Annotated in this window: 2 protein-coding genes; both read left to right on the top strand. The window is 54.7% G+C overall.

Features of this window, described 5'->3' with window-relative positions; genetic code table 11:
• Positions 1–458, top strand: a 458-nt coding sequence (locus ACIQU2_RS28610) for a F0F1 ATP synthase subunit delta (protein WP_403145898.1), incomplete at its 5' end; no start/stop codon positions are given.
• A 21-nt stretch (positions 459–479) separates the two neighbouring features.
• On the top strand, positions 480–547 hold a 68-nt coding region (locus ACIQU2_RS28605; protein ID WP_403145910.1), incomplete at its 3' end, for a hypothetical protein.

Below are 547 nucleotides of genomic sequence, written 5' to 3'. Positions count from 1 at the left end.
CTTGGACAGCCATGCTCGGCCTGGCTGCAGCAGTGTCGCAAGACGACACCATGCAGCGCGTGCTCAAGGCCCCGCGACTGACGAGCGCAGACAAGGCCGCCACGTTTATTGACGTGTGCGGCGACAAGTTTGATGTGAAGGCACAGAACTTCATTAACGTCGTTGCCGAAAACGACCGTCTCCCGCTGTTGCCGGAGATCGCCGCTCTGTTTGACCTGTACAAGGCCGAACAAGAGAAATCGGTAGACGTTGAAGTCACCAGTGCTTTTGCATTGAACCAAGAACAGCAAGACAAACTCGCCAAGGTTCTCAGTGCACGACTCAACCGGGAAGTGCGCCTGCAAGTCGAGGAAGACAAATCCCTTATTGGGGGCATTGTCATCCGCGCCGGCGACCTGGTAATCGATGGCTCGGTTCGCGGCAAACTCGCGAACCTTGCCGAAGCATTGAAATCTTGAGTTTGAAGGGGCAGCAGAGCAATGCAGCAACTCAATCCTTCCGAAATAAGTGAAATTATCAAGGGCCGCATCGACAAGCTCGATGTGAC

The organism is Pseudomonas sp. NPDC098740 (genome assembly GCF_044760065.1).
Classification (GTDB): domain Bacteria; phylum Pseudomonadota; class Gammaproteobacteria; order Pseudomonadales; family Pseudomonadaceae; genus Aquipseudomonas; species Aquipseudomonas rossensis.
Note: the sequence above shows the minus strand (reverse complement) of the source record. Positions and strands in the feature narration are given on the sequence as shown.